Annotated in this window: 5 protein-coding genes; all 5 read left to right on the plus strand. The window is 42.9% G+C overall.

The genetic code is table 11. The features are described from left to right. The coding region (locus EI161_RS13330; protein ID WP_192524905.1) for an IS30 family transposase at window positions 1–207 on the plus strand (207 nt) is incomplete at its 5' end. A gap of 119 nt (window positions 208–326) precedes the next feature. Continuing rightward, window positions 327–539: a PspC domain-containing protein gene (locus EI161_RS13335; RefSeq protein ID WP_192523033.1), complete on the plus strand. Its 213-nt coding sequence runs from the start codon at window positions 327–329 to the stop codon at window positions 537–539. A gap of 573 nt (window positions 540–1,112) precedes the next feature. Next, the gene (gene glyQ / locus EI161_RS13340; RefSeq protein WP_192523068.1) at window positions 1,113–2,096 is read left to right on the plus strand and encodes a glycine--tRNA ligase subunit alpha; all 984 of its coding nucleotides are present in this window, start codon (window positions 1,113–1,115) and stop codon (window positions 2,094–2,096) included. Window positions 2,097–2,105: 9 nt separating this feature from the next. After that, window positions 2,106–4,199: a glycine--tRNA ligase subunit beta gene (gene glyS / locus EI161_RS13345; protein WP_192529773.1), complete on the plus strand. Its 2,094-nt coding sequence runs from the start codon at window positions 2,106–2,108 to the stop codon at window positions 4,197–4,199. A gap of 153 nt (window positions 4,200–4,352) precedes the next feature. Beyond that, window positions 4,353–4,661 carry a hypothetical protein gene (locus EI161_RS13350; protein ID WP_413038370.1) on the plus strand — a complete coding sequence of 103 codons (309 nt, stop codon included), beginning with the start codon at window positions 4,353–4,355 and terminating at the stop codon, window positions 4,659–4,661. The last annotated feature ends 185 nt before the right edge of the window (window positions 4,662–4,846 follow it).

The raw sequence follows: 4,846 nt of genomic DNA on the forward strand, positions 1-4,846 counted from the left end.
TTCTTCTTTGCCGATGCTTATGCGTCATGGCAGCGAGGAACCAACGAGAATACTAACGGCTTAATCAGAGAGTTCTTGCCTAAGGGTTGTGACTTTAGACAAGTCTCTGATAATGAGATACAGGACATTGAGAATAAACTAAACAACAGACCAAGAAAACGCTTAGGGTTTAAAACGCCCAATCAGGTGTTCTATAATATAATTTAGCGTTGCACTTGGTGTGTTAATCTAAGAAATAAAGCATAAAAATAAAAGCAAAATAAATATCAATAATTGCAAAAGCAATAACTATAAAAGACAATAACTATAAAAGAGAGGTATTTGATTTGGCTAAGTTAGCAAAATTACATCGCTCGCAGAATCATCGTATGATAGCAGGCGTGATGGGGGGCATAGCAGAATATGTCGGCTGGTCACCAACTTGGGTTAGAGTGCTATTCGTCATTATCTCCTCGTTGAGTGCGGCCGTACCCGGTATTTTAATCTATATCATCTTATGGATAATCATGCCAAAAGCAAGTAGCCAGTCTTATCAATGATAATAAATGATAAATTTATAGTAGTCTGTTCAGCAGTAGAGATTTACAAATTGCAGTACCTTAAAAAATAAAAAGCCTGATAAATCAGGATAATAGAGATATACTTTTCCTCCTGCCCAGATGCTCACGCATTTGGGTATTTTTTTATTCATGGCTTTGAACGCCTTTATCAATATAATACCATTCACAAAAATTAGAGTAGCAAGGAAAACGAGTGCAAGTACAACGCGTTGTAGACTAAACAAGTTTGACATAACTTATTAATGGAAGCTTCTTAATATAGCAGACTCACTTTACAGCTAGTAGCCGGTTATTATAACCGTATCGCTTTTATTCTGAACCGATGATAGCTAAGTCCCAAAGCCAAGCATTTCTATCTGCGACGTAAATTTAGTTACGGTAAATATAGATAAAATAGTCAATTTTTAGTAAGGTGAGCAGGCAAATAGCCTCGTTGCCAAATGGGCTATACGAGCGCTATCAAAGATTTATTTAATCATACTCATTCACAGTGGTTTTACTATGACAACCGAAGCAAAAAATTCGATGATACAAGACAAAGACCCTCAGCCGATGACTTTTCAGGATTTAATCCTAACCCTACAAAGCTATTGGGCTGATAAGGGCTGTGTCATCTTGCAGCCTTATGATATGGAAGTTGGCGCGGGTACCTTCCACACAGCGACTTTTCTACGTTCATTAGGTCCTGAGCGCTGGAATGCCGCTTACGTGCAGCCATCACGTCGTCCAACGGATGGCCGCTACGGTGACAACCCAAACCGCTTACAACATTATTATCAATTCCAAGTGGTGCTAAAACCCAATCCACCTAATATCCAAGAGTTGTATTTAGGCTCACTTAAAGCCATAGGTATCGATCCGCTGGTACATGATGTGCGTTTTGTTGAAGATAACTGGGAGTCACCAACGCTTGGCGCATGGGGACTGGGTTGGGAGATTTGGCTAAACGGTATGGAAGTGACGCAGTTTACCTACTTCCAGCAAGTGGGCGGTATCGAATGTTTTCCTGTCACGGGCGAGATTACCTACGGACTTGAGCGCTTGGCCATGTATGTGCAAGGTGTCGATAGCGTTTATGATTTGGTTTGGGCCGACGGTGAGTTTGGTCGTGTCACTTATGGCGATGTCTTTCATCAAAACGAAGTTGAGCAGTCGACCTATAATTTTGAACACGCCGATGTGCCGATGATGGGTCAGATGTTTGACTTTTACGAGCAACAAGCAGACAAATTAGCTGCTGAGGGTCTACCACTACCAGCATACGAGATGGTGTTAAAAGCTTCACATGCCTTCAATTTACTTGATGCGCGTGGTGCAATTTCCGTCACTGAACGTCAGCGTTTTATCCTACGGGTACGTACGCTGGCGCGCAAAGTTGCGTTGGGTTATGTTGAAGCACGCGCCAAGCTAGGCTTTCCACTGGCGGATGAGGCGCATCGTCAAGCAGCACTTGATAAGTTTTTGCCAAAAGAATTGGTTGAGAATACAGACACTGACCATTCTACCGATACTAACCAAACGACTAATAATAAATAGGAGCATCCCATGAGTACTATTCTATTTGAACTGGGGTGTGAAGAGCTGCCTCCAAAGAGCCTAAAACCTTTACGTGATGCGCTACAAAAAAGTGTCACTGAGCAATTAAATGAAGCTGATATTAGTTTCGATAGTATCAAAGCCTTTGCCGCACCGCGTCGTTTGGCGCTGCAAATTCAAGGTATTAGCGACAAGCAGCCGGACCGCAGCGAGCAGAAACGCGGCCCTGCGATTAAAGCGGCATTTGATGCGGATGGTAATCCAACGCGCGCCGCGATGGGTTTTGCCAAAGGCTTGGGGGTTGACGCTAGTGAGCTGATGACCATTAACACCGATAAAGGTGATTATGTTGGTTATGAGCAAACCATTCATGGTCAAGCGACGACTGAGCTGCTGCCGGCTATTTTTCAGACCGCGCTTGATAATCTACCGATTGCTAAGCGTATGCGTTCGGGTACGAGCCGCAATGAATTTGTGCGTCCGGTACAGTGGGTCGTATTGATGCAAGATAGTGCGGTGATTGATGCCACTATCCAAGGTCATCAAACTGGTATGCAAACCCGTGGTCATCGCTTCCATAGCCCTGATTACCATGACATTGCTCATGCCAATGATTATGAACAGCTGCTTGATGGTTTAAAAGTGGTGGCGGACTTTGACAAGCGTCAAATGCTGATTAAAAACCAAGTCAAGGCTTTAGCAGATGAAGTTAGTGCTGATGCAATCGTGCCGCAATATCTATTAGATGAAGTCACAGCATTGGTTGATTTCCCCATTGCATTGCGAGCAAGCTTTGAGCCGCGCTTTTTACAAGTACCGCAAGAAGCGCTTATCTCAACCATGCAAGCGGATCAAAAGTACTTTTGCTTGACCGATAAAGCAGGCACATTGCAGCCTTACTTCATTTTTATTACCAATATTGAGTCTAAAGATCCCAATCAAATCATAGAAGGTAATGAAAAGGTTGTGCGTCCACGCTTAGCGGATGCAGAGTTTTTCTTCTTACAAGACCAAAAGCAGCCATTATTTGCGCTAACAGAAAGCCTGAAAACCCGTGTATTCCAAGATACATTGGGTACGATTTGGGAGAAGTCTGAACGTATTGCCAAGCTTGCCGCTTTTATTGCTGCCTTAATGCAGCAACAAGGTCATGATATTAGTATTGATGAAACGGTACGGGCTGGTATTTTGTCTAAGGCAGACTTGGCAAGCTCACTGGTTGGTGAGTATCCTGAGTTGCAGGGTGTTGCTGGGACCTATTATGCTCGCTTAAATGACGAGCCAGAAGCGGTAGCAGCAAGTATAGAAGAGCAGTATCTACCCAAATTCAGTGGTGATATCTTGCCGAAGACAGCTGTCGGTATTTGCTTGGCGCTGGCCGATCGCTTAGATACGCTAGTGGGTATTTTCGCCATCGATCAAGCGCCAACGGGTTCAAAGGATCCGTTTAGCTTACGTCGTTCTGCCATTGGTATTTTGCGTATTTTAATCGAGAAGCAGTTGCCGATTAACTTGGTGGCTTTGGTTGAGCAAGCGATTAAAAACTATAGCACTGCCGATGATAGCAAGATTACCAAAATGGGTGATACCTTTACCCAAGTGATGGCGTTTTTAAATTCGCGCTATCGGGCCATGTATACTGAGCAAGGTGTCAGCGTCGATACCATTCAAGCAGTACAAGCGATTCATCCGCATATGCCACTCGATTTTGATCAGCGTATTCGTGCGGTACAAACGTTTAGTGAGTTGCCACAAGCCGAAAAACTGTCTGATTCTAACAAGCGTGTTGCCAATATTTTAGCTAAGTCTGAAGTGAGTGTCGCTGATGAGGTCAATGAGGCGATATTGTCTGAGCCTGCTGAGAAAAACCTGTATAGCAGCGTTCTGCAAGCACAAACCGCTGTTGAGCCTTTACTCGAACAGGCTGACTATACGCAAGTATTGCAAACCTTGGTCAGTTTAGATGAACCATTGACAGCGTTTTTCGCTGATGTAATGGTTAATAGTGAAGACGCAGCACTCAAAGCCAATCGCTTGGCGCTACTTAAACAGGTTCGTGCTTTATTCTTGACCGTCGCTGATATTAGTGAGCTACAGTTATAGTGCTATCAGCATCAATAATTTACTGCCAATTTGATTGTTAAGTAATTTTGGTTTTTAGATAATAAGACTGGCTCACCGTAGCCAGTTTTTTATGTGCGTATTATGAATGGTTCAGTTTATAATGTCTTAAGTCATATTAGAGGGAGCACTGCCGTGTTAGCTGTTATCATTATAATTATCATTATTTGGATTGTGATGTGGGGGTTTTATAAGTTTATGTACCCGCGCGCGCCAAAAAGTATGATGCCAAAAAAAGGTGATGTGATCACACCGCGCCAGTGTGATTTTTGTGGCAATAGCCTGGCTGAGTATCGCGGTGTGCTTGAGACTAATCCTAGCTTAGCGACAGAGGCAGAGAGTGAAAGCAATAGCAACATTAACGCCAATAAAGAGCTGTTCTTTTGCAATTATGAGCATCAAGCAGATTTTCATGCAGGCGAGACGTATAAACCAGACCTCTAAATACATTATGTATTATTGATGCTTAAAAATAAGCGCTTAGTTCTGGTGAGCTAAGCGTTTATCTGTTCCATACGCCATAATAACGGAGCGGGTCTATTTTATTTGGTATCGACTAAGTCATTATTGATTTAGGCTCTGTTTTAATAGTGTGTTGATATAACTTATTGATAAATGATATAATGACT

Source organism: Psychrobacter sp. FME5, assembly GCF_014861375.1.
Classification (GTDB): domain Bacteria; phylum Pseudomonadota; class Gammaproteobacteria; order Pseudomonadales; family Moraxellaceae; genus Psychrobacter.

Excerpts from the sequence above, each read along its gene's own strand:
- glyQ (WP_192523068.1), top strand. The coding sequence starts at position 1,113 with ATGACTTTTCAGGATTTAATCCTAACCCTACAAAGCTATTGGGCTGAT.
- glyS (WP_192529773.1), top strand. The coding sequence starts at position 2,106 with ATGAGTACTATTCTATTTGAACTGGGGTGTGAAGAGCTGCCTCCAAAG.